This window comes from Micromonospora sp. SL4-19 (assembly GCF_047921475.1).
Classification (GTDB): Bacteria; Actinomycetota; Actinomycetes; order Mycobacteriales; family Micromonosporaceae; genus Micromonospora.
The window spans coordinates 665,009-688,143 of the sequence record NZ_JBLROB010000001.1 but is presented as its reverse complement, the minus strand read 5'-3'; the positions used below and the strand labels follow the sequence as shown (position 1 = coordinate 688,143).

At 73.7% G+C, this 23,135-nt stretch carries 21 protein-coding genes and 1 riboswitch; of the genes, 9 read left to right on the top strand and 12 right to left on the bottom strand.

Annotation, left to right across the window (positions count from 1 at the left end):
- Positions 1-60: 60 nt before the first annotated feature.
- From ACNAVT_RS03150 to eccB, 6 genes are all read right to left on the bottom strand, one after another.
- Entirely contained in the window at positions 61-2,412 is a 2,352-nt protein-coding gene (locus ACNAVT_RS03150; protein WP_416292585.1) for an FtsX-like permease family protein, read from the bottom strand.
- Positions 2,409-3,092, bottom strand: a complete 684-nt coding sequence (locus ACNAVT_RS03145) for an ABC transporter ATP-binding protein (RefSeq protein ID WP_416292584.1) — start codon at positions 3,090-3,092, stop codon at positions 2,409-2,411. Before ACNAVT_RS03145 ends, ACNAVT_RS03150 begins: the two co-directional genes overlap by 4 nt.
- Positions 3,089-3,613, bottom strand: coding sequence for a PadR family transcriptional regulator (locus ACNAVT_RS03140; RefSeq protein ID WP_416292583.1), 525 nt, complete (start codon positions 3,611-3,613; stop codon positions 3,089-3,091). Before ACNAVT_RS03140 ends, ACNAVT_RS03145 begins: the two co-directional genes overlap by 4 nt.
- Positions 3,614-3,719: 106 nt before the next feature.
- The gene (locus ACNAVT_RS03135; protein ID WP_416292581.1) at positions 3,720-4,973 is read right to left on the bottom strand and encodes a WXG100 family type VII secretion target; all 1,254 of its coding nucleotides are present in this window, start codon (positions 4,971-4,973) and stop codon (positions 3,720-3,722) included.
- Positions 4,966-5,340, bottom strand: a complete 375-nt coding sequence (locus ACNAVT_RS03130; protein WP_416292579.1) for a hypothetical protein — start codon at positions 5,338-5,340, stop codon at positions 4,966-4,968. Before ACNAVT_RS03130 ends, ACNAVT_RS03135 begins: the two co-directional genes overlap by 8 nt.
- A gap of 110 nt (positions 5,341-5,450) precedes the next feature.
- A complete protein-coding gene (eccB, locus tag ACNAVT_RS03125) occupies positions 5,451-6,926 on the bottom strand; it encodes a type VII secretion protein EccB (RefSeq protein WP_416292577.1) in 1,476 nt (491 codons plus the stop codon).
- Between the two features lie 162 nt (positions 6,927-7,088).
- On the opposite strand from eccB, the gene ACNAVT_RS03120 reads away from it, so the two are divergent.
- Entirely contained in the window at positions 7,089-8,261 is a 1,173-nt protein-coding gene (locus tag ACNAVT_RS03120; RefSeq protein WP_416292575.1) for a type VII secretion protein EccE, read from the top strand.
- Here the strand turns inward: ACNAVT_RS03120 and eccD are convergent.
- The gene (gene eccD, locus ACNAVT_RS03115; RefSeq protein ID WP_416292573.1) at positions 8,245-9,642 is read right to left on the bottom strand and encodes a type VII secretion integral membrane protein EccD; all 1,398 of its coding nucleotides are present in this window, start codon (positions 9,640-9,642) and stop codon (positions 8,245-8,247) included. The two genes, ACNAVT_RS03120 and eccD, sit on opposite strands and share 17 nt — an antisense overlap.
- 172 nt (positions 9,643-9,814) lie before the next feature.
- Between eccD and eccCa the strand changes: the two genes are divergently transcribed.
- The 3 genes from eccCa (at position 9,815) to ACNAVT_RS03100 (ending at position 14,625) form a co-directional block, all read left to right on the top strand.
- Complete coding sequence (gene eccCa / locus ACNAVT_RS03110) at positions 9,815-13,777, top strand: type VII secretion protein EccCa (protein WP_416292571.1); 3,963 nt, start codon at positions 9,815-9,817, stop codon at positions 13,775-13,777.
- Positions 13,778-14,006: 229 nt separating this feature from the next.
- The gene (locus tag ACNAVT_RS03105) at positions 14,007-14,315 is read left to right on the top strand and encodes a WXG100 family type VII secretion target (RefSeq protein WP_416292569.1); all 309 of its coding nucleotides are present in this window, start codon (positions 14,007-14,009) and stop codon (positions 14,313-14,315) included.
- A 28-nt stretch (positions 14,316-14,343) separates the two neighbouring features.
- Positions 14,344-14,625 carry a WXG100 family type VII secretion target gene (locus ACNAVT_RS03100; RefSeq protein WP_416292567.1) on the top strand — a complete coding sequence of 94 codons (282 nt, stop codon included), beginning with the start codon at positions 14,344-14,346 and terminating at the stop codon, positions 14,623-14,625.
- A 114-nt stretch (positions 14,626-14,739) separates the two neighbouring features.
- On the opposite strand, the gene mycP is transcribed toward ACNAVT_RS03100, so the two are convergent.
- Together mycP and ACNAVT_RS03090 are read right to left on the bottom strand one after the other, a co-directional pair.
- On the bottom strand, positions 14,740-15,981 hold the full coding sequence (gene mycP, locus ACNAVT_RS03095; protein WP_416292566.1) for a type VII secretion-associated serine protease mycosin: 1,242 nt from the start codon (positions 15,979-15,981) through the stop codon (positions 14,740-14,742).
- Between the two features lie 125 nt (positions 15,982-16,106).
- A complete protein-coding gene (locus ACNAVT_RS03090) occupies positions 16,107-16,448 on the bottom strand; it encodes a helix-turn-helix transcriptional regulator (RefSeq protein ID WP_416292564.1) in 342 nt (113 codons plus the stop codon).
- Positions 16,449-16,669: 221 nt separating this feature from the next.
- Here ACNAVT_RS03090 and ACNAVT_RS03085 point away from each other — a divergent pair, with 221 nt between their 5' ends.
- Entirely contained in the window at positions 16,670-17,332 is a 663-nt protein-coding gene (locus ACNAVT_RS03085) for a carbonic anhydrase (RefSeq protein ID WP_416292853.1), read from the top strand.
- Positions 17,333-17,397: 65 nt separating this feature from the next.
- On the opposite strand, the gene ACNAVT_RS03080 is transcribed toward ACNAVT_RS03085, so the two are convergent.
- Complete coding sequence (locus tag ACNAVT_RS03080) at positions 17,398-18,417, bottom strand: coiled-coil domain-containing protein (protein WP_416292562.1); 1,020 nt, start codon at positions 18,415-18,417, stop codon at positions 17,398-17,400.
- A 5-nt stretch (positions 18,418-18,422) separates the two neighbouring features.
- A riboswitch (cyclic di-AMP (ydaO/yuaA leader) is annotated at positions 18,423-18,553 on the bottom strand.
- 154 nt (positions 18,554-18,707) lie between these two features.
- Complete coding sequence (locus tag ACNAVT_RS03075; RefSeq protein ID WP_416292561.1) at positions 18,708-20,021, bottom strand: YibE/F family protein; 1,314 nt, start codon at positions 20,019-20,021, stop codon at positions 18,708-18,710.
- A gap of 198 nt (positions 20,022-20,219) precedes the next feature.
- Between ACNAVT_RS03075 and ACNAVT_RS03070 the strand changes: the two genes are divergently transcribed.
- Complete coding sequence (locus ACNAVT_RS03070; RefSeq protein WP_416292559.1) at positions 20,220-20,651, top strand: DUF6153 family protein; 432 nt, start codon at positions 20,220-20,222, stop codon at positions 20,649-20,651.
- Between the two features lie 85 nt (positions 20,652-20,736).
- Positions 20,737-21,366, top strand: a complete 630-nt coding sequence (locus ACNAVT_RS03065; protein ID WP_416292558.1) for a DUF305 domain-containing protein — start codon at positions 20,737-20,739, stop codon at positions 21,364-21,366.
- Between the two features lie 102 nt (positions 21,367-21,468).
- Here the strand turns inward: ACNAVT_RS03065 and ACNAVT_RS03060 are convergent, their stop codons facing one another.
- Positions 21,469-21,768, bottom strand: coding sequence for a metal-sensitive transcriptional regulator (locus ACNAVT_RS03060; RefSeq protein WP_416292556.1), 300 nt, complete (start codon positions 21,766-21,768; stop codon positions 21,469-21,471).
- A 153-nt stretch (positions 21,769-21,921) separates the two neighbouring features.
- Here ACNAVT_RS03060 and ACNAVT_RS03055 point away from each other — a divergent pair, with 153 nt between their 5' ends.
- The gene (locus ACNAVT_RS03055) at positions 21,922-22,131 is read left to right on the top strand and encodes a heavy-metal-associated domain-containing protein (RefSeq protein ID WP_416292554.1); all 210 of its coding nucleotides are present in this window, start codon (positions 21,922-21,924) and stop codon (positions 22,129-22,131) included.
- Positions 22,132-22,166: 35 nt separating this feature from the next.
- Positions 22,167-23,126, top strand: a complete 960-nt coding sequence (locus ACNAVT_RS03050; protein ID WP_416292552.1) for a hypothetical protein — start codon at positions 22,167-22,169, stop codon at positions 23,124-23,126.
- Positions 23,127-23,135: the final 9 nt, after the last annotated feature.

Here is a 23,135-nt window from a genome sequence, read left to right as displayed (position 1 = left end):
CGTCCGGCGGGCGGCCGACGGCCCACCCGGTGCCCCGAACCACCGGGTGGGCCGTCGGGGTCACTCCGTACGCAAGCCGTCCGGCCGCGTCAGCCGCCAGAGCACCGGCAGGCTCGCCACCGTCACCAGCAGCACCACCGCGGCGCCGAGCCCGACACCGAGCCCGACCACCGGCCAGCTCACCACCACCACCGGCGCGCCCACCATCCGGAGCAGGGCCGCGCCCATCGCCACCCCGATGCCGCTGGCGAGGGCCAGCCCGACCAGCACCGGCACCCCGGTCTGCCCCAGCACCGACCAGCCGAGCGTGCCCCGGGGCGTCCCGACAGCGACCAGCATGGCGAGCAGCCGGCGGCGTTCCCGGAGCTGCTCCAGGACGCCGACCAGCATGCTGACCCCGATCAGCAGCAGGGTGACCACCGCGCCGGCGAGCAGCCCGCGTCGGACGTTGGCGAACTGCGGACTCTCCCGCGCCCAGTTCAGCGTGTACACCTGGGCGAACATGTCCAGCCCGGCGACCTCGCCGCGCACCCGCTCCTCGGCGTCCTGGTCGTTCGGATCCAGGGTGAGCAGCACGGTGGCCATGACCTGGTGCTGCGGCAGGGACGACACGGCCCCGGGGGTGACCAGCAGGCCGTTGTGCCGTGCCCCCGTCGGATCGGGCCGCACCGGCACGGTCCGGGCGTCCGTCGGCACCCGCCACGTCGCGGTGCCGTCGCCGAGGCTCACCCGCGCTCCGGGGGCGAAGCCGGGCACCGGGTTCGCCCAGGTCAGGTAGACATCGCCGTCGGCGCAGGAGCCGAGGTCGGCGTACTCGGCCAGCGCCGCACAGTCGCCGATCCGTACCTCGGCGGCGTTGAACTCCGGCTCACCCGCCTCGGTCCTCGCGGAGCCGGTGCCGGGCACCGGCGTGGGCATGGTCGCCATGACGAACAGGGTGCTGACGCTCCGGGTCACCCCGGGGACGGCGGCGATCCTCGTCACGGTCTCCGCGGGCTCCGGCGCCTCGTTCAGCCACACCGCGAGCTGGGCCCGGGTCGGATCCTGGCCGGTGGACTCCCGGTATCCGTCCTGCACGCCGGCCACCAGCATCTGGAGCCCGATGGTGCCGGCCACGGCGACCGCCACCCCGCTGACCAGTCGGGTCGAGGCGGCGCTGTCGAGCTGGAGCCGCCGTACCGCCAGCTGCCAGGGCGGCGGGCCGCCGCGCAGCCGGCGTACCAGCAGGTCGACCAGCCAGGGCAGCAGGGTGACGGTCCCGACGAGCAGCAGCACCGCGCCGGCTGCGACCTGGGCGTCGGTGGCGCTGGAGCGGGCGGCCCGGACGTCGGTGAGCGGCTGGAGCAGCGCGAGCCCGGCGACGGGCAGCAGCAGCCGCCACCAGAGCCGGCGCCGGACCGGGGTGGTCCGGCGGCTGACGCCCAGCGGCGTGACGAGCACCCCGCGCAGGGCCAGCAGCGCCACCCCGGCGGCGAGTACCGGCACGGCCAGCGCCACCGCCGCCGCCAGCCACGGCACCGGACGCAGGTCGGCCGGGTACACGCTGATCTCGTACAGCGAGACCAGCGGCGCCAGTTGACGGCCGGCGAGGAAGAGACCCGCGCCGACGGCGAGCCCGAACAGGGCGGCGGTGCCCGCCTCCCCGGCGGCGATCCGGCGGACCATGCCGGCGTCGGCGCCGAGCAGCCGGAGTGCGGCGAGCCGGCGGTCGCGCTGCTCGCCGCCGAAGCGGACGGCCGCCCCGAGGAACACCACGACCGGCAGCAGCAGCACCACGAAGACCACCACGACGAGCAGCCACAGCACCGGTCCGAACTCCTCGCCGGCGTCGCCCCCGCCGAAGGCGTCCAGTCGCATCCCGCGATCCGCCGGTACGGCGTCACGACCCAGGTAGAAGGCCAGCTCGTGGGGACCGGCCAGGCCCTCGGGACCGATGGTGCCGGTGATCCGGGCCCCGCCCAGGCGTGGTGCGAACAGCGGCCCGTCCGGCGAGTCGAGCACGGCGCGCAGCGCCGGTGAGACGACCACCTCGCCGTCCCGAGGCAGGGCGGTCAGTCCCGGTGGCACCGGCGCGTCCGGGCCCTCCGGGTGGAGGATGCGGCCCCGCACCGAGTGATTCCGGAAGGTGGTGTCGACCGGGACGACCAGCAGCGTGTTCGCCGCCGCTGGCAACTCAGGCCGGGCGATCTGGTCGTATCGGGCCGCGCCGCGGACGTGGCGGGCGTCGATCGCGCCGGGCACCGCCGCCGCGAGCAGCAGCATCGCGACGCCGATGCCGACGCCGAGCGCCGTCAGCACCGTCCGGGTCCAGCCCTCCCGGCCGCCGGAGAACGCCATCCGCGCCCCCATCAGCAGGTCGCCCAGCCCGGCCCGCAGCCGGCCGCCGGGCCGTCGGAGGTTCGGCGCGGTCACGCCACCTGCTCCAGGCTCCGGGCCCGCCCGTCGCGGACCACCACCTCCCGATCCGAGTACGCCGCCACCCGCGGTTCGTGGGTCACCAGCAGGACGGCCGCCCCGGCGTCCCGGGCCGCCGCGGCGAGCAGGCGCATCACCCGCTCGCCGTTCAGCGAGTCCAGGGCGCCGGTGGGCTCGTCGGCGAAGACGACGCGCGGGCCGGTGACCAGCGCGCGAGCCACTGCCACCCGCTGGCCCTGACCGCCGGAGATCTCGCCCGGACGCTTGTCGGCCACGTCGGTCACCTCCAGCCGGTCCAGCCACTCGGTGGCCCGCCGTTCCGCCTCGCGGCGGCGGACACGTTCCAACCGCAACGGCAGCGCGACGTTCTCCAGACAGGTCAGCTCCGGTACGAGCTGTCCGAACTGGAAGACGAAGCCGAACTCCCGGCGGCGCAGCGCGCTCCGCTCCGCGTCGGAGAGGGTGGTCAGCTCGCTGCCCCGGTAGAGCACCCGGCCGCTGTCCGGGCGCACGATGCCGGCCAGGCAGTGCAGCAGGGTGGATTTGCCCGACCCGGACGGGCCCATCAGGGCCACCACCTCACCGGCGCGTACGGCCACCGAGGCGCCGGCGAGGGCCGGGGTCGGGCCGAAGGACCTGTGCAGGTCCTCGCCGATCAACAGCGCGTCGCCGGTCATCCGTGGATCTCCTTCGCCAGGTCGTCGAGGCGGGCCGCGGTCAGTTCCAGCCAGCGCAGGTCCGCCTCCAGGTGGAAGAGCGCGTGGTCGCAGATCAGCTGCTCGGCGAGATCGCCGTGGGTCTTGCGTCGGGTCAGCTCGCGCATCAGCCGCAGGTGCTCGGCGCGCTGGGTGTCCAGCAGGTCGGCGGCGGAGCGGCCGGTCTGCAGCGCGAGCACCACCTTGGTGTAGAGGACGCTCTGCAGGTACGGCTCGGGCTTCTCGGGCTGGGAGAGCCATCGCTGGACGTCGGTCACCCCGGCCTCGGTGATCGCGTACCGCTTGCGCTCGGGGCCCTCGCCGGGCTCGACCGAGTCCACCTCGACCAAGCCGCTGCGGAGCAGCCGGGACAGGGTGGAGTAGACCTGGCCGTAATGGAGCGGCCGGGTGTGCCCGAAGCGTTCGTCGTACGCCCGCTTGAGGTCGTATCCGTGCCGGGGGCTGGATTCCAGCAGCCCGAGGAAGGTGTGCCCGATCGACATGACGCGACTATACACACTAGGTATACGCCTTAGGTATACCCGGTCGCGCGAAACGCGAACGGCGCGGTGCCCCGGTAGGGCCGCCGCGCCGTCCGTCAGCGTGCGATCAGTCGGTGCCGAGCACCGGCGGCGCGGCCGACCGGCCGTCGCCCCAGACCATCTCGTCCTCGGTCAGCCAGGTGAGCCGCTCGTCCGACTCGTCATCGTCGTGCCCGCCACGCGCGCCCAGAACGCCGTTGCGACCGGCCATGGCGGGCCGCCCCGACGTGCCGCGGTTGCCGTTGGACCGGCCCTCCACCTCGACGGTGGCGCCCCGCCCGGAGGCGAGCCGTCCGGTGCCGGCCGCCGAACGGTTCTCGGCGCCGGACATCCCGCCGACCCGACCGGAGGTCGGTGTGCCCGCACCGGCCAGCGACCCGGTGCCCATCGCGCCGGGCAGCCCGTAGAGCCCCCCGCCGCCGGTCGGGACGGTCGAGGTGGCGCCGGCGGCGACGCCGGTGCTCGGCAGGCCGACCGCCGGGCCGCTGCCCGTCAGCGGGGCGGCGCCGGCGAGCGAGGTGCTGGTGGGGACCACGCCGACCGAACCGACGGTGCCGGGGCTGCCCGAGCCCGGCTGCCCGGGAGTGCCGTCACCCACCGTGCCACTGCCCGGGGCCGTGTGGTGGACGCCGGACGTGGTCGCGGTGGCCCCGACGGTGGCCCCGACGGTGGGCCCGAAGGTGCCCGAGGTCGGCCCGCCCGAGGGCGTGCCCACCGACGGGCCGCCCTTCAGGTGCGGGCCGGACGGGTCGGGGTGGCCCGGCAGGTCGTCGTCGGGCGGCTCGGGCACGACGATCCGACCGTACGCGGAGAAGTCGTAACCCTCGGCCAGCTTGGCGACGACCTGCACCATCCGCTGGTGCGCCTTCTCCTGCTCGGCCTTGTCCTGCTGGTGGCCGATGAGGCCGCCGACCATCGCGCCCGGGAGCCCGCCGATCAGGAAGCCCTTGCCGGCGCCCGAGACCATCTTGTCGTTGTCGTCGGTCTCCTCCGGGCTCTCCGCCTTCGACTGGGCGGTGCGCAGCTCGGTGGCCATCATGTCGAGCGCCTGCCGGATGCCGGCCGTGCCGTGGGCGAGGTTGCCGGAGTAGTCGACGACCAGGTTCAGCCGCTGCTGGAACACCCGGGCGGCGTCGCCCGTCCAGGTCTTGGCCAGCGCCTCCAGGTCGCCGGTCAGGTCCCGGCCGAGGCCCTCCAGGGTGTCCTTCAGGGAACTCCACTGGGCGCTGAGCCCGTCGACCTGCTTCGGGTCGCCCGCGGTGAGTCCCTGGTAGAGCTCCTGGTGGCTGACGTGCTCGTAGCGCCGGGTGTATTCAGACACGCGGATCCTCTCCCTTCGCCGGCCTCATCGCCTCGGTCAACCCGGAGAGGGCGGCGACGATGTCGGCCGCGGCGGCCGCGTTGCGCGCCTCGGCGGTCCGATAGTTGCTCATGATCGTGTCGGTCGCCTTCCGGGCGGCCACGATCGCCCGGCGCAGCCGCTCGGCGTGGTTGACGTAGCTCGTGTACGTCTCGGAGTAGCGACGGGCGTTGGCGGTCGCGTCGGTGAACGTGCCCAGCGCCGGGGGCCGGCACTGCATCTCGGTGTTGAGCTTCTTCAACACCGACTCGGCCTCGCTGAGGCGCCGCTCGAGCCGCTGGTGGAAGTCCTCCAAGGACAGTACGTCCACTGTCGTGCGCCCGGTCATGGCTGCATCCCCGTAGTCATCGTCGAGAACCATTGGCCACGTTCAGGTTAGTCGACCGGAGCCAGCCCGGGCGACCCGTGGTCGGGCCGGTTCCACACCGGATCCGCCGGTCAGCCGCCCTGGGCCGACCCCGTCCCGGACGGCTCCGCGCCGTTCGGCTCGATGGTCGCGGAGCCGGCCCCGGCTCCCGGATCGAACTGGGCCATGGCGTCCCGCCGCTCCAGCGCCGGTCCGGTCGGCACCAGGGCAAGCAGCGACGCGGGCACCGCCAGCGGGGTCACGTCGCCGTACCCCAGAGCGGTCTTCGCGTCGCCCGAGGCCGTGCCGAGCGGATAGCGGACTCCCTGCGCGGTGATCAGATAGACCGTGGAGCCGGCCGCCGCCTTCCCGGACTCACCCGCCGTGGCCTGCACCAGCACGCCCTTGCCGCCCGGCAGCAGCACGCTCTCGGCGGTGCGTACGGCGTCCCGCGGGCCCTGCCGTGCGGCCACCCCGGTCGAGGCGGTCAGCTCCGCCGGCGGCTGGTCGAAGACCTCCAGCGTGGTGATCGGCGGCTGGCCGGGCGCGCCCGACCGGTACGTGGCGCACAGCACGGTCCGGCCGGGCCGTACCTCGTGCAGGGCGGGCAGCTTCTGCAGCGTGCCCTCGGCGTCCAGCCGTTGGTCGGTGAGGAGTTCGCCGGCCTGGTTCGGCGTGATGTCGGTGATCTGACCACCGCCGCCGAGCAGCAGCAGGGCGGTCACCTCGCCGATCGACACCAGGCCCTGCTTGGCCAGCACGTAGTACTCGCCGGCGGCCCGGTAGACCTGGCCGATCCGGGCGGGGCGGTCGCCCAGCCTCAGGCCGGTGGGCCCGCCGTCGCCGTCGATGGTCGGTTTCCGCAGCGCCGGCCCGACCGGCACCGCGTTGAGCAACTGCTGTCCCACCGAGAGGGTGGGCGCTCCCGCCATCTTCAGCGCGACCAGCGCCTGCTCGTCGCCGATCACCCGCAGCCGGGAACCACCGGTGAGCAGGTACCGCTCGTCGTTCACCCGGACCAGGACCGCCTGATCGGTGAGCGGAGTGCCGCCCGGCAGCGGCCGGTCGATCACCAGCCGGGTGGTGGAGCGCCGCGGGTCGGTCGGGTCGGGCACGTCGCAGACCGACCAGGGGAGGCCGACCAGCGACGTGCGGTCCGGCACGTCGCCCGGCGCGCCCACGATGCCGACCGCCCGGCCACGCGGGCGGTCCTTGATGGAGGCCTGGGACACGGTCCGGACCGGCGGGGCGGCCTCGCCGAGGATCAGCCGGGCGGAGGCGTAGTTGAGGGTCGGACGCAGCAACCCGTCGGTGAAGACGTACGTGGCACCGGTCTCCCGCTCGATCACCAGCGTGTTCGGCTCCAGCGGGGCCGAGTTCTTGGTGAACTGCCCGTACGCGCCCGCGCCGCCGAGCACGACGGCGGCGGCGACGACGCTGCCGAAGACCGCCATGCCGAGCCGCCGCATCGGCAGGTCGTTGGTCTCCGGGTCGCCGGCGAGCAGTGCGGAGACGATGCGGCGGGTGACGAAGCGGTACGCCTGCACCTGATCGCGGCGGGTCCGCATGACTAACCTCCGGCGGGGGTGGGTCCGCGACGATCAGGTCAGAACTCCGCCGCGGGCTTCCCTACGATAAGGGTCCGTCGACGGTTCACCGGGACCCCGCCCGTCCTCCGGCGACGCACCGCTGCGACGGATGCCCAGGATGTCCAGAAGGGACGCTCACCGATGACGCAGGTCCAGGCGCCACCCGGTCGTACGGCCACCGCCCCCGCCGTCCCGGCGGACCGACCGGTCACCCCGGCAGACCCGCGTCGACACGGCCGGCTCGGCCCGGTCGTCGTCGGCCAGCTCGTGGTGCTGGAGTGCGCCGGGCTCGCCGCCTGGTTCGCCACCGGCGGCCCCGCCTGGCTGCTCCCCGCCGTCGGCGCGCTGGCCGTGCTGGCGATCGTGGCCGCCTTCGCCCGCCGTGGCGGCCGCTGGTGGTACGAGGACCTGGTGCTCCGCCGCCGGCTGCGCCGCCGCCGCGAGCGGGCCCGGGGCGCGGTGCCCGCCGGCGATCCGCGGCTGGCCGCACTCGCCCCGGAGCTGACCGTCGTCGAGTTGACCGAGCGCGGCACCCGGCTCGGCATCGGCCAGGACGACCGGGGCTGGTTCGCCGCGGTCGCGCTCACCGGCCGCCCCGGCGCGCCCGCCGGTTCCGTCGAGGCGGCGGTGGTGGACCGCGCCCTCGCCGTGCTCGCCGACTTCACCGGCCCGGTCACCCAGACCCAGGTCGCCTCGCACACCCTGGTCTGGTACCCGGCGCCGGGCGCGCCGCCGGCGGCACACCGGAGCGTCTGGGTGGCGCTGCGGCTGTCGGTCTCCGACGCCCGTGCCGAGACGGTGAGCCGGGGCGGCGGCCTGCGCGGCGTGCACCGTACCGTCGCCGCCGGGATCGGCCGGCTCGGCAAGGCACTGAACGCCGCCGGCCTCAGCCACCGCGTCCTGGGCCGGGACGAACTGCACACGGCGGTGGTCTCCGGAGCCGGGCTCGACCTGGCCCCGGAGTCGCCGGTGGAGAGCTGGACCAGCCTGAGCGGCGGTGGCTGGACGCAGCGCTGCCTGGCCCTGCGGGTACGGCCCAACGGGTCGCTGAGTGCACTGGTGGACGCCGTCACGGCGACCTCCGCGCCGTCGCACACGGTCGCCGCGGTGGTGCTCCCCGGCGGGCGCCGGGTGCCGCCGCTGCTGCGGGTGGCGGCGATGGACAGCCACGCCGCAGCGCTGGTGAAGGCCGTCCGGGACGTGGCCGGCCGGTCCGGCGTGCCGGCCCGGCCGCTGGACGGGCAGCACGGTCCCGGTGTCTACGCCACCGCGCCGGTGGCGACCGCGATGGGCACGGTCACGGTCGAAGGTTGACGATCCAGCCGTAGGCGCCGCCCACCCAGACGGCCAGCGGCACCAGGGCGACGATCAGCAGGATCTCGACGATGTCCAGGAGGCGGCCCCAGACCGGCGAGATCCGCTTGCCCGCCACGGCGAGGCCGTAGATCAGGCTGATCACCGCCGCCACCAGCAGGCCGCCGAGGATCAGCCCGAGCCGGACCGGGAGCGCCCCGGCGCCGAAGGTGGCGGCGGCGGCCAGCCCCAGGCCGACGGTGCCGGTGAGGAGCACCGGGGTGCGCTGCCCGCGGCCGATGAACGGGCGGGCCCGCAGCAGCGACAACAGCGCCAGGACCAGGCAGAGCAGCACCGCCGGCGGCCGCCCGTTGCCGGCGAGCACCACCTGGCCGCCGAGCACCAGCAGCGAGACCGTCCACAGCAGGCCGGTGAGGAACGCGTCGGCGCGCTCGCTGTTGCGCAGCACCCGTGGGCCGTCCACCGACTCCGTGTCGGTCTTCAGGTCGTCCGGGCCGGTCGGGATCGACGGCACCGGCAGCCGGGCCAGCCGGTAGGCGATCATCGGCAGCGCCGGCAGGGCGGCGAACGCGAGGGTCGAGATCACCGCCGCGGCGGCCGCCGCGTCGAGGCCGAGGGCCAGGCAGAGCAACGCGCCGCAACCGACGGCCACGCCCACCGCGACCGCCCCGAGGAACAGCGGCAGCCGGTCGCCGACGGCGAGCGCCGCGACCGCGCCGAAGAGCACCACCGCGGTCGCGGCCAGCAGCACGTGCGGGCTGGCCAGGTCGGCCAGCTTCCGGTCCCCGGCGAGGACCAGCAGGCCGCCGATCGCGGCGAAGCCGAGGCCGCCCATGGCCAGCACCGCGCCGGTCCGGCTGTCCCCGACCGCCCGGGACAGCACGGCGGCGCACACCACCAGGGCGAGCGCGACCACGAGCGCGGCCAGCGCGCCGGGCAGCTGCGGCGGACCGGCGAAGAGCGTCGCCGCCGCGCCGGCGATCAGGGCCGCCCCGGTGAAGAGCACCGCGAACGCGCGGGTGGTGCCGACCTGCCACGTGCCGGGGCGCTGGCTCGTCGCCGTGGCGACGGCGTCCACCACGTCGTCGAAGACGATCTCGGGGGCGGCGGCGGCCCGCGGGTTGAAGTAGAGCACCTCGCCGTCCCGCACGCCGAGCTGAGCGGCGGTACGGCCACCGTCCAACGGCTGCCCGCCGAGCCGGGACAGGCTCCACCCCCCGTGCCGCACGCCCTCGTCGGCGAGGTCCTCACCGGCGTACCTGAGCAGCGTGGGCAGCAGATCGGCCAGCGGGACGTCCGACGGGAGCGCCAGGTCCATCCTGGTCCGTGGCGCCACGATGGTGATCCGGCTCAGCCCGCCGGTCGCGGTCTTCGTCGCCACTGTGGCCTCCTCGTGCTCGCCTACGATCCACCTCGGCCGGCGGCGTCGCCCCGACACGGGTCCACGGCGCCTCCGGGAGATTACCTACGATGGCGGTCGCACGGGTTGCCCACCCGACGACTCGGGTGAGTTGGCCGACCACGATCAGGGCCGCTTCTGGGGAGGAGACGCCGTGAGCACGGTGGTGTTCCGCCGACTTCCGCGTCAACCGGGGCCTGCGCTCCCGCGCGGCGAGGTGCTGCTGGAGTCCCCGCCCGAGCTGCCCGAGCAGCAGCCGCGCGGCATGGGCCAGGTGCTGATGATCCTGCCGATGCTCTGCGGTGTCGGCGCGATGGCCTTCCTCTACGCCGGCCGTGGTGGCGGCATGATGACGTACGTCGCCGGCGGTCTGTTCGGCGTGTCCATGCTGGGCATGGCGATCGGCAGCCTGGGCAACGGCGGCAAGGACAAGGCCGAGCTGAACGCCCAGCGGCGCGACTACATGCGCTACCTGGCCCAGATGCGCAAGCGCACCCGGCGGGCCGCCGAGCAGCAGCGCGCCGCGATGACCTGGCGGCACCCGGCCCCGGACGCGCTCTGGTCGATCGCCGCCTCCCGGCGGCTGTGGGAGCGGCGGATCACCGAGGACGACTTCGGCGAGGCCCGGATCGCGCTCGGCCCGCAGCGGCTGGCGGTCGAGATCGTGCCGCCGGAGACCAAGCCGGTGGACGACCTGGAGCCGATGAGCGCGATCGCGCTGCGCCGGTTCGTCCGGGCCCACTCCAGCGTGCCGGACCTGCCCACCGCGCTTTCGCTGCGCGCGTTCAGCCGGATCGTGCTCCGTGGCGACCGGGAGCCGGTGCTCGACCTGGCCCGGGCCGCCCTGGGCCAGCTGGTCACCTTCCACGCCCCGGAGGACCTGATCGTGGCGGTGGTGGCCGCGCCCGACCGGCAGCCGGTGTGGGACTGGGTGAAGTGGCTGCCGCACGCCCAGCACCCGAGTCGTACGGACGCGGGGGGCGCCCGCCGGATGGTCTTCGCCAGCCTCGCCGAGGCCGAGGCGGCGCTCGCCAGCGAGCTGAACGGCCGCCCGCGGTTCGCCCCGGAGGCGAAGCCCCTCACCACCGCCGCGCATCTCGTGGTGGTGCTCGACGGGGGTGAGGTCTCCCCGACCTGCGCGCTGATGGGTCCGGGCCTGCTCGGCGCCACGGTGATCGACCTCTCCGGCACCGTGCCCCGGGACGCCGGTCGCTGGCTGCTCTGCCTCGACACCGGCGACGGCAAGGGGCTGGACCTGGTCCGGGGCACCACGTCGTCCCGGCTCGGAGCGCCGGACCGGCTCAGCATGGCGGGCGCCGAGGGGCTGGCCCGGCAGATCGCCCCCTACCGGCTCTCCCAGCAGCAGGCCAGCGCCGAGGAGCCGCTGGCCCGCAGCATGGAGCTGCCGGACCTGCTCGGCGTCGGGGACGCGGCCGCGGTGGACGTGCGACAGACCTGGCGGCCGCGCAGCCACCGCGACCGGCTGCGCATCCCGCTCGGCGTCGGGCCGGACGGCAACGTGGTCGAGCTCGACTTCAAGGAGTCGGCGCACGAGGGCATGGGCCCGCACGGCCTGGTGATCGGCGCGACCGGCTCCGGCAAGAGCGAGCTGCTGCGTACGGTCGTGGGGGCGCTGGCCGTGACGCACTCGTCCGAGGAACTGAACTTCGTCCTGGTCGACTTCAAGGGTGGCGCCACCTTCGCCTCGCTGGACGCGTTGCCGCACACCAGCGCGGTGATCACCAACCTCTCCGACGAGCTGCCGCTGGTCGACCGGATGCGCGACGCCCTGGCCGGCGAGATGAACCGCCGCCAGGAGGTGCTCCGGGCGGCCGGAAACTACGTCTCCCGCTACGACTACGAGAAGGCCCGGGCGGCCGGCGAACAGCTGGAACCGATGCCCAGCCTGCTCATCATCTGCGACGAGTTCAGCGAGCTGCTCGCCGCCAAGCCGGACTTCATCGACCTGTTCGTGATGATCGGTCGGCTCGGCCGGTCGCTCGGCGTGCACCTGCTGCTGGCCTCCCAGCGGCTGGAGGAGGGGAAGCTCCGAGGACTCGACACCCACCTGTCGTACCGGATCGGTCTGCGGACCTTCTCGGCGGTGGAGAGCCGGATCGTGCTCGGCGTGCCGGACGCGTACGAGCTGCCGAACGCGCCCGGCCACGGCTACCTCAAGACCGACACCACCACCATGCTCCGGTTCCGGGCCGCGTACGTCTCCGGGCCGTACCGGGCGCCCGGGCAGGTGCAACGCTCCACCCGGGCGCAGGTGCAGCGTCGGATCGTCCCGTACGGCATCGACTACGTGCCGGTGCCGGCCCTGCCGAGCCCGGCGGAGACCACGCCGGAGCCCGAGCAGGCGGGCGACGGCAAGGCCGTGGCCATGCTGGACGTGCTGATCGACCGGCTCAAGGGGCGGGGCCGGGCGGCGCACCAGGTCTGGCTGCCGCCGCTGGCCGAGCCGCCGAGCCTGGGCGAGCTGCTGCCGCCGCTGAGCGTGCACCCGACGTTCGGCCTGTGCACCGCCAACTGGCCGGGGCGGGGCCGGCTCACCGTGCCGGTCGGCATCGTCGACCGCCCGTACGAGCAGCGGCGCGACCCGATGATGGTGGACCTGTCCGGCGCGGGCGGCAACGTGGTGATCGTCGGCGCCTCGCTGAGCGGCAAGAGCACCATGCTGCGCTCGATGCTCGCCTCGCTGGCGCTCACCCACACCCCGCGCGAGGTGCAGTTCTTCTGCCTCGACTTCGGCGGCGGCGCGCTGCGCAGCCTGGAGGGGCTGCCGCACATGTCCGGGGTGGCCGGCCGGCGGGACACCGAGGCGGTCCGGCGGACCATCGCCGAGGTGGTCGCGATCATCGACGACCGGGAGCTCCGGTTCACCCAGCACGGCATCGACTCGGTGGCCAGCTACCGCCGGCGCCGGGCGGCCGGGGAGTTCGCCGACGACCCGTTCGGCGACATCTTCCTCGTGGTCGACGGCTGGAACACCCTGCGCCAGGAGTACGAGGAGCTGGAGCAGACCATCACCAACCTGGCCAACCGGGGGCTGGGTTTCGGCGTACACGTGGTCGTCACGGCCGTGCGGTGGGCGGAGATCCGGATCAACATGCGGGATCTGCTCGGCACGAAGCTGGAGCTGCGGCTCGGCGACGCGGCCGAGTCGGAGATCGACCGGCGGGCCGCGCAGAACGTGCCGGTCGGTACGCCCGGCCGTGGTCTGACCCACGACAAGCTGCACTTCCTCAGCGCGGTCTCGCGGATCGACGGCAAGCACGACATCGACGACCTGGCCGAGGCCTCGGTCGCCCTGGCCGGGCACGTCGCGGCGAACTGGCCGGGCAGCCCGGCGCCGAAGGTTCGGCTGTTGCCGCGCAAGCTGCCGGTCAGCGAGCTGGCGAAGGTCGTCGACCGCGCGGTCCCGGGAATTCCGATCGGCGTCAACGAGTCGGCGCTCGCCCCGGTCCATCTGGACCTGGCGAGCGAGCCGCACCTGACCGTGTTCGGCGACGCCGAGTGCGGCAAGACCAACCTGTTGCGGCTGATCGCCCGGGGCATCGCCGAGCGGTACACCCCGGCCCAGGCCCGGCTGGTCATCGCCGACTACCGCCGCGGCCTGCTGGGCGCGGTGGAGGGTGACCACCTGCTCGACTACGCGCCGTCCAACCAGGTGTTCAGCCAGGGGCTGGGTTCGATCCGCAGCGCGTTGCAGAACCGGCTGCCCGGCCCGGACGTGACCACCGCCCAGCTGCGCGACCGGAGCTGGTGGAAGGGCCCCGACCTCTACATCATCGTGGACGACTACGACCTGGTCGCCTCCGGCGGCAACAACCCGCTCAGCGCGCTGCACGAGCTGCTGCCGCAGGCCCGGGACATCGGCCTCCACCTGATCATCACCCGTCGGGTGGGCGGCGTGGCCCGCGCCCTCTACGAGCCGGTGCTGCAACGCCTGCGCGAGCTGGACTCGCCAGGTCTGCTGATGTCCGGCAGCCGGGAGGAGGGTGCGGTCTTCGGCAACCTGCGCCCGAGCCCGCAGCCGCCGGGCCGGGGCACCCTGGTCCGCCGGCGGGACGGCCAGCAGCTGATCCAGACCGCCTGGACGGAGCCGTCCTGAGGCTGGGCGACGAGTCCGGACGGTTCGCCGTCCAACTCGTACGGTCCGCCCCGAAACGCGTTGTGGATCCCGGGTTGCCGGGAGACGACGATACGGATGGCAGGGCTGCACAGGTTGGATGTCGTCCGCTACCGTTCGGTTGAAGTGTCCGTCGGTGGGGTGTGTACGCCTTGCCGCGGGGGAGGGCGCGGCGGATCCGCCGCCACAAGATGACGGAAGGGTGTGAAGCATGGCGTTCGAGGTCAGTGCAGCGACTCTGCACACCGCCGCGAGTGACGTGCGGTCCACGCGCAGCGACGTCGACGGTGAGCTGAAGAAGCTGTGGAACGTCGTCGACGACCTGGCGATGGCCTGGAAGGGCCAGGCGTCCACGGGCTTCCAGCAGCTCATGACGCGTTGGAGCGAGGACACGAACAAGCTGCTGACGGCGATGGACAACATCGCTGACCTGCTGGACAAGTCGGGCACGACGCACCAGGTCAACGACGAAGAGCAGCAGCAGATGCTGGACAAGTTCCACGCTGCTCTCAACCCGTGATCCGCGAAGACAGGCAGAGGAGGAACTGATGAGCATCAAGGTTGACTACGCCGTTCTCGAGAGCAGCAACCAGCAGATGCAGGCCATCTCGCGGACCATCGACGAGAAGCTGGACACGCTGCGCTCGATGCTGACCAAGCTCGAGTGGGAGGGCCAGGACCGCGTCGCCTACCAGCAGCACCAGGCCCAGTGGGACGCCGCCGTGCGGGACATCAACAAGGTCCTGAACGAGATCGGCACGGCCGTCGGCATCGCCCGCGAGAACTACATGTCCACCGAGATGAGCAACTCGAAGGTCTGGGGCAACTGACCCGACCGACCTTCTGCGGCTCCGTTCCGGCTCGGCCGGGTCGGGGCCGCAGTGCGTTACGGAGGCCGTCGCGGCCGGTGCCGATGGCCGCCGGCACCGCGCACCAGGGCGGGATCAGGCGTCCAGCTCGGCCGGGCGACGCCCGGGGCGCCAGCCGCGCCGGCGGCCGAGGACCAGGATCGGCCGCAGCGCCAGCAGGCCGCCAGCCACGAGCGCGCCGACCACGGCCACCCAGACGGCCACGGTGCGTTGCCAGGCCAGCGGGTCGGCCGGCGGGGCCGGCTTCGGCATCGCCCCGAGCGGCGGGTCGGTGCGCGTCCCCAGCAGGCTGGTCACCGCCCGGTACGGGTTGACCATCCCGTACCCGACCTCGGCGTTGTGCCCGTCGGGCGGGTTGTCGGCGGTCCGGGTAAGCCGGTAGGCGACCTCCTTCGGGGTGATCTCCGGGTGGGCGGCGCGGACCAGCGCGGCCACCCCGGAGACGTACGCGGTGGCGAAGCTGGTGCCGCCCTGCTCCTCGGCGAGATACCCCGACCCCTGCGGTGCCGGACCGATGATGTTCAGCCCGGGCGCGGCGATGTCCACGTAGTCGCCGCTGATCGAACTGCCGACGTGTCCGCCGTTCTCGTCGATCCCGGCGACGGCGATGACCCCCGGGTACGCAGCGGGGTATCCGGGGCGGTCCTCGCGGTTCTCCTGCCGGTTGCCGGCGGCAGCCACCACGATCACTCCCTTGCCCACGGCGTAGTCGACGGCGCTCTTGAGCTGGGGGTGGTCCAGCGTCGTCACCAGGGACAGATTGATCACGTCGGCCCGGTGGTCGGTCGCCCAACGGATCGCCTGGCCGATCTCCACCGGGATCGACTCGTCGAAGCTCTCCTTGTTGTCGGCAAACACCCGGATCGGCAGGATCCTGGCCTCGGGTGCGATCCCGCTGTACGGCGAGCCGGTGCCCTCCCTGCCGGCGATGATGCCGGCGACCAGGGTGCCGTGGCCGACGAGGTCGCACTGTCCGTTGAAGTTGGCGAGGTTGTTGACGTCCGTGCCGGGAAGCACCCGGCCACGCAGCAGGGGGTGGCTGGGCGACACGCCGGAGTCGATGACCGCCACGGTGACGCCCTCGCCCCGGGTGACGCGCCAGGCCGCGGAGGGGTCGAGCCGATCCAGCGCCCAGGGTGCCTCGGTGGGGGCGGAATCGCCGGCCGGGCCGCACTTCGGCGCGGCTGCGGCGGGTGCGGGCGCGGCCAGCGCGCCGCCGAGCAGCGCCGCGACCGCGGATCCACAGAGGACGGACCGGAATCGGTGCCCGGCACGGACGCTCACCGTCGTCCCGTCCGGCCGCAAGCTGTCGCGCACGCGCTGAGATTACCGTCGCCGAGGCCGACCCATGGGGACGGGAGGGTTGGTGCACGCCCCGTGGGGTCGACGGTGGACGGCCCGCCGTCGGCACTCGGCACGGATCGGCAACTCGGGCGTGGCCGTCAGGCGTCGACGCCGGGCCCGGTTGCCGGCTCGGCGGTGAAGAGGGCCAGCAGGGCGCCGACCTGCTGGTCGGCCTCCGCCGGGTGACGGAAGTGGCCGCTCGGATTGATGGTGTATTCGTTGCGCCGCCCCACCCGGGTGCGGCGCAGGTAACCACCGGCTTCCAGGTCGGCGACGATCGCCTGGGCGGCCCGCTCGGTCACCCCCACCTCGTCGGCCACGTCCCGCAGCCGCGCAGTCGGGTTGCGCGCGATGGCCAGCAGCACGTGCCCGTGGTTGGTGAGGAAGGTCCAGTTCCGGCCGCTCCCGTTCTCGCCCGCTGTCGTCGCCATGGTGGTCATGGTATGGCCCCCGGGTGTGCTTCCCCTGCACCCGGCCTGATGGCTCCGGTTCCGCCCGACCGGGGCCGTGCGTAGAGGTGGTCAGGGGTCCGTCAACACATGAAATGCATATCACGTAAATCTTGACGTATCTTGACCTGCGTGTGACGGTGGTTTGCGAGGCCGTGTCCGCCGCCGGCCGGGCTGACCAGGTCGTTTCCCGCGAGGACGAGGTGACTGCATTGACGCCGCCCAATCCCGGACAGGCGCTCGCCGAGCTGTACGCCGGCAACAACCGTTTCGTCACCGGCGTACCTCGTCATCCCAATCAGGATGCCGGCCATCGGACCGCCGTCGCCGACGGCCAGCACCCCTTCGCGGTGATCGTCGGCTGCTCCGACTCCCGGCTCGCCGCCGAGATCATCTTCGACCGTGGGCTCGGCGACCTCTTCGTGGTCCGGACCGCCGGCCACACCGTCGGCCCCGAGGTGCTCGGCAGCGTCGAATACGCGGTCACCGTGCTCGGCGTCCCGCTGGTCGTGGTGCTCGGCCACGACTCCTGCGGGGCGGTGCAGGCCGCCCGCGAGGCGACCGCCACCGGTACGCCCCCGCCAGGGCACCTCGGTGCCCTGGTGGACGCCGTCGTGCCCAGCCTGCGCCGGGCCGCCCGGGAGGGCGTCGCGGACGTGGACGGGATCGTCGACATCCACATCGCGCAGACCGTGGAGGCGCTGCTGGCCAGGTCCGCCGTGCTCGCCGAGCGGGTGGCCGCCGGCCGGTGCGGGGTGGTCGGCATGTCGTACCGGCTCAGCGCGGGCGCGGTGCGGACGGTGGCCGAGGTCGCGGCCGGCACCCCGACCACGACGATGCCCAACCAGGTGCCGCCCACGGCCGTCTCCGGCTGACCCCGTCTTCGACGACGAGGGCCGCCCCGCGCGGTCGCGGGACGGCCCTCGTCGTGCCACGTCGACTAGAGCAGCGACATGTGTACGTGGTCGGTGTGGTTGGAGGGCCCGCTGTAGGACTTCCAGCCGGTCGCCGGGAACCAGATCTGCCGGTTCCAGATCACGTAGTAGATGCCCAGGCGGTCGGCGTTGCGGATGAGGAAGGCGGCGACGTTGTTGCCGTACATCCGCATGTCGTCGTTGTGCCAGGGCGCGAATCCGCTCTTCTGCAACGAGAAGTCGCAGGCCCTGCCCTTGGGATGCTCCCACGGGCCGCCGGGCCGGTAGCAGCCCGCGAAGCGGTTGAAGCCGGCTCGTCGGACCTCCTTGTAGGCGTGCAGGGTGCGTGGGGTGATGTAGCCCGAGGTGGTCGGGTCTTTCGCAGTGCGTGACTCGGGCTTCCAGTCCCCGTCGGCGGTCCGACCGGGACCGATCCGGGCGACCGGCGAGGTGGCCGAGACCAGGCCGCCGGTGAAGCCACGGCCGCCGACCAGCGCCAGCGCCTTCTCCACCTCGGCCTTCTCGCGGGCCATCGTGTTGTACTGCTTCTGCTGCTCGCGTACCTCGGCGTCGAGCGCGAGCTTGGCCTGCTCCGCGCGGGTCCGCGCCGCGTTGATCTCGGCGAGCTTCTGCGCGTTGACCATGTTCATCTCGTCCAGGGCGGCGGCTCGCTGGACGAACGAGTCGGGCGAGCGGCTCTCCAGCAGCACGGCCAGCGCGCCGATGCGGCCGGTACGGTACGACTGCGCGGCGAGCTGACTGACCTGGGGCCGCAGCGCGTCGTAATCGGCCCGCGCCGACTGGATCTCGAGGGCCAGTTGGAGTTGGCGCTTCTTCGACTTCTCCAGCTTCGCCTTGGCCTGGAGGTAGCCGCGGTTCGCGGTGCTGATGGCTTCGGTGATGAGCGGAGGATCGTCGTCCTCCTCGTGCCCGGACGGGGTGGGGCTGGGGGGCGCGGCCATGGCCGGGGTCGGCCCGGCGACGATGGCGAAGGCGGCGAGCACGGCCACCACAGGTGTCAACCAGCGGCGCAGGGGTGCCGTCAACAAAGTTCCCTTCCGTTGACCGCCGACCGGGTTAGCTGCCGGGTTCGGGACGGAAGTGGCCCCTACCGCTGGCGCGGATTCACCCCAGGTACCTGGTTCCCCGGCTCGCCCGCAGGCGATTGGGCGGTGGCACCGCAGGCGCCGCAGCGCGCCTTCGGCGGTGACCGGCAGTGAGGTTACCCGAGAGCACTCGCCGCGAGCTACGTCCGGAAGCCGACCAATAGCGCGATTCCGCCGTAGCCCTGCGTGACCCGTGTCGCGTTCGAAGTCGGTGGTCACGCTGCGGAGTTTCACCATGTGACCTCCGTGCTCCTCTCCGGGCCGTGCCGGCCGGCGACCGCCCCGCCGAGCGCCTCCAGCGCGTCGTTCCGTTCCACCGTCGGTCGGGCAGCCGGCGGCCTCGGCGGCTCGGTGTCCACCGCGCGCCGGCCGGCGGTGGTGACCAGCGCGGCCAGGCCGGTGGTCAGCGGTACGGCGGCGATCAGACCGATCGTGCCGACCGCGCTGCGGACGATCTCCTGAGCCATGAACTCGCTGGTCAGGATCTCGCTCATCGGGCGCGAGTCGGCGATCAGCAGGAGCAGCAGCGGCAGCGACGCGCCCGCGTACGCCAGCACGATGGTGTTGACCGTGGAGGCGATGTGCGCGCGGCCCACCCGGGTGGCGGCGCGGTAGAGCTGCCTGCGGGACAGCCCGGGGTTCGCGTGCGCCAGCTCGGTGACCGTGGCCGCCTGGGTGACGGTGACGTCGTCCAGCACACCCAGCGAGCCGATGATGATGCCGGCCAGGAGCAGCCCGTGCAGGTCGACGTCCTGCTGGAACATCGACAGCGTGGTGGCGTCCTCACTGCCGAAGCCGGTCAGGTGGGTGGCCGCGGTGGCCAGGGCGCCGAGGACCCCGGTCAGCACCAGGCTCCCCAGGGTGCCGAGCACCGCCACTGAGGTCTGCGCGCTGATCCCGTGGGTGAGGTAGAGGACCACGAACATGATCAGCGCGGAGCCGACGATCGCCACCAGCAGCGGTGGCTGGCCGGCACCGATCCCGGGCAGCACGAAGCCGAGCAGGACGGCGAAGCTCGCGACCAGACCACCCAGCGCGGCCAGCCCGCGCCAGCGGCCGAACGCCACGATGGCGACGGCGAACAGCACGGCCAGCCAGACCAGCGGCGTACCGCGCTGGTGCTCGGCGATGTGGTAGCTCTTCGTGGTCGGATCGGCCGGGTCCGTCAGCTCGACCAGCACGATCCGGTCGCCGACCTCGACCCGGGGCGCCCCGGGGCCGGCCGGGACGGGCGCCTCGACCTGCCGCCCGGCGTCCGGGCCCTGCTCGGCGGCCACGGTCACCGTGCCGCACGGGCCTGTGGAGCCGCCCGGGCCGCCCTCCGGCGTGTCCGGTGTCGGGGGGCAGGGCTCGGTCACCACCCGGGTCACCGTGCCGTGGTAGCGCGGCAGGTCCGCGTCGCCCGCCGGCTGCCGGGTGTCCCGGGGCCAGAGCACGAGCGCGGCGACCACCGTGACCAGGAAGAGCGGGACCACCGCCGCCACGAGGATCCGTCGTACCCGGGGCGGGGCGGACGGAGCGGGACGGGTGTGGTCGGCGCCCATGGCGTGTCTCCCAACGATTCACAACGGGATGCGTGGCACCGGCCCGGTCGGATGGCCGGGCCGGCGAAGGCGCGCGGCACACGGCGCCGGGGGTCGTCGCCGGGAATGGTAGCGAGGTCGGGGCAGGGCCCCTGGCGACGATCGGCCACCCGGCCGTTCCGTCCGGCCCGGCCGGCCGCACCCATTACCGTGGTCGACATGGGTACGCAGACGGCGATGACCGGACGGTGGGTCCGGCTCCTGCTGCTGCTCTGCACCCTGGTCGGGCTGACCGCCATGCACACTCTCGGTCACGGCGCGCACGCCTCCGCCGGCCACGCCATCGCGCACGGCGAGGGGCACCCGGTCGCGGGCTCGGTCGGCGTGGTCGAGGACTGCTCCGGCGACGGCTGCCACGGGAGCGCCCTGCCGCTGCGCGACCTCGGCGGCGATCCCTCCGGGTGGAGCGTCTGCCTGGCGGTGCTCGGCGCGTTCGCCGTCGCGCTGCTGGTCGCCGTGCTGCTGCGGGCCCGGTCGCGGGTCGCCGCCCCGACCCTCGGTGGCCCGTACCGGGCCGCTGCCGGGCCGCGCGCCCCGCCGCCCCGGCCGTACGGGCTGCGCCTGGCGACGGCGTCGGTGCTGCGCAGATAGGACGCCCCGGCGCGGGTGAACCGGAGGAGCCGGTGACCCGCGTCCGCCGTTCGCTGCGTCCGTTCCGACACCGAAAGGTTCAACCGTGTTCACTCGTACCCTCGTGCGTCGGGCCGCCCTGGCCGGCGCGACCGTCGCCGCCGCCTTCGCCCTGGCCGCCTGCGGCGGCACCGACCACTCGACCGCCCCCGGCGGCCACGGCACCGGCGCGGCGGGCAGCGGCTCGCCCTCCGCCGGCGCCTCGTTCGGGGACGCGGACGTGATGTTCGCCCAGATGATGATCCCGCACCACCAGCAGGCCGTGGAGATGGCCGGGCTGGCCGACGGCCGGGCCGCCGACCCCGAGGTGAAGAAGCTGGCCGCGCAGATCAGGGCGGCCCAGGCGCCGGAGATCGCCACCATGACCGGCTGGCTCGCCGCCTGGGGCCGGCCGGCACCGTCGGCGACCGCCGGTCACGGCAGGCCGGGAATGGACCACGGCATGCCCGGGATGATGTCCGACGCCGACCTGGCGAAGCTCGAGGCGTTCACCGGCGTCGACTTCGACCGGCAGTTCCTGACCATGATGATCGCCCACCACGAGGGCGCGATCACCATGGCGAAGGACGAGCTGGCCCGGGGCGTCAACCCGGAGGCCAGGGCGCTCGCCCAGCGGATCGTCGACGCCCAGCAGGCCGAGATCGACGCCATGAAGAAGCTGCTCGACCGGCTCTGAGCCGGCAGGGTCGGGTGCCCGGGCCGCGTGTGACCCGGGCACCCGACCGCGGGATCGGGCGAGCCCCCCGCACGACGGCCGCGGACGGGTCGAACGCCACGGTCAGCCGCGCTTCATCAGCCGGCCGACGGCGGCCATCATCTCGGTGGCCATCTCGTCGGCGCGGCCCTCGCGGGCGCCCTCGTGCATGCAGTGCCGGGCATGCCCGTCGAGCAGGCCGAGGCCGACCTTGTCCAGGGCGGCCTGGATGGCGGAGATCTGGGTCAGCACGTCGATGCAGTAGCGGTCGTCCTCGACCATCTTCTCGATGCCGCGGACCTGGCCCTCGATACGGCGGAGCCGCGCGAGCAGCTGGTCCTTGCTGGCGGTGTAGCCCCGGGTCGGGGTCGTCGGTGCGGTCATGACGTCCAGGATAGCGTACCCCTCGGGGGTATGGTACGTTCCTCGTTGTTGGCGGGTACCCCCACCGGGTACCGGTAGCAAGGAGTGGCAGCCGTCTCTCGTCCAAATACCCCTCCGGGGTATAGGCTGAGGGTCGGCGAGAGGGGAGTTGCGATGGTCACCACGACGTACCAGGTGCAGGGCATGACCTGCGGGCACTGCGTCAACTCGGTCAGCACCGAGGTGAGCGCGATCCCGGGCGTCACCGACGTCCAGGTCGACCTGGCCTCCGGCCAGGTCACCGTCAGCAGTGAGGGCCCGTTGGACACGGGCGCCGTCCGTGCCGCCGTCGACGAGGCCGGCTACGACCTCGTCGGGGCGTGACGGGTCCACGGACCCGAAGGAAACGAGGTGCCATCATGAACACGGCGACAAAGCTGAGCGGCTTCGCCCTCGGCCTCGTGGCGGTGTTCGGCGCGGCGTACGGGGTCGGTCACCTGGCCGGCCCCGTCACCCCCGCCGCCGAGACCCGCCACGACACCACCGAGCCCGGCCACGGCGAAGGTGGCCACCCGCCCGCCGCCACCGGCCACCTGCCCGGCGGGCTGCTCGTCTCCGACCGCGGCTACACCCTGCAACCGGTGGCCGCCCCCACCGGCCAGTTCGCCTTCCGGATCACCGGCCCGGACGGACGGCCGGTCACCCGTTACGACGTGGCGCACGACAAGCGCATGCACCTGATCGTCGCCCGCCGCGACCTCTCCGGCTTCCGGCACGTGCACCCGGAGCTGGGCGCCGACGGCACCTGGCGGGTCGCCTCGCCGCTCACCGGGCCCGGCGTCTGGCGGGCGTTCGCCGACTTCACCCCGACCGGTGGCGAGCCGCTGACGCTCGGGGTCGACGTCACCGTCCCCGGTGCCCTGGCGGAGCGGCCACTTCCGGCGCCCGCCACCAGCACCACCGTCGACGGCTTCACCGTCACGCTGACCGGGGCGCCGCAGCCTGGCCGCACCAGCCAGCTCACCCTGACCGTGAGCCGGGACGGCCGGCCGGTCACCGACCTCCAGCCCTACCTCGGGGCGTACGGGCACCTGGTGGCGTTGCGGCAGGGCGACCTGGCGTACCTGCACGTGCACCCGGAGGGCGCGCCCGGTGACGGGCGGACCCCGGCCGGGCCGGCGGTCACCTTCTCCGCGGAGGTGCCCTCGGCCGGGACGTACCGTCTCTTCCTGGACTTCCGGCACGGCGACGCGGTGCACACCGCGGAGTTCACCGTCGTGGCCGGTGACCAGGCCGCCCCGGCGTCGGACGCGCCGGCCACCACCACCGCACCGACCCCGGACGCCGGACACGGCGTCCCCGGTCACGGGCACAATTGACCGGAGGTG